This is a genomic window from Lachnoanaerobaculum sp. MSX33 (assembly GCF_000512995.1).
Taxonomy (GTDB): Bacteria; Bacillota; Clostridia; order Lachnospirales; family Lachnospiraceae; genus Lachnoanaerobaculum.
This window is the reverse complement of record NZ_AZXX01000040.1, coordinates 1-521: the sequence shown is the minus strand read 5'-3', so window position 1 is coordinate 521 and position 521 is coordinate 1. Positions and strand designations below refer to the sequence as shown.

At 40.9% G+C, this 521-nt stretch carries 1 pseudogene; it reads left to right on the top strand.

Annotated elements, in window-relative coordinates:
* A pseudogene (locus HMPREF1495_RS03820) lies at nucleotides 1-521 on the top strand (N-acetylmuramoyl-L-alanine amidase family protein); the annotation flags it as partial.

The window sequence follows — 521 nt, the reverse complement described above, 5'->3', positions numbered from 1 at the left end:
AGAGAAACTACAGTGAGTATGATGAGATGTGGCTGTACTTCGGCGCTAACGGAAGAAAGTACGCTGCAAGCAGCACAGATCAGTCAAGGCAGAGAGAGATAAACGGTAAAGCATACCTGTTTGATGAGAACGGTGTAATGATACCTCAACTTTCCGTGACCAACGCAAACATAAGAGCTACAGCAAGCAATGCTAAAGTAAAGTACGGTTCACTTGATACAGACGGTGAGCTTAAAGACGATTACTGGACATTTACAGTACCGAATGAAGTTATGAGTCAGCATGACTATGATACAGAAGAGCACAGCTGGTTCAGAACAAAGAAAGACGGTAGTGTAATTAAAGATAAAATAGCTACAGTACTTGGAAGAAGATACGCTTTTGATGAAATCGGACGTATGCAGACAGGTTTTGTAATTATGTTGGAAGATGATACTTTCGGCATCAAATATGATGTAGATGAGTGGACAAAGGAAGATTTCCTTACAGATGCTCTTAACTCACCTATAGCTGCAATCGAC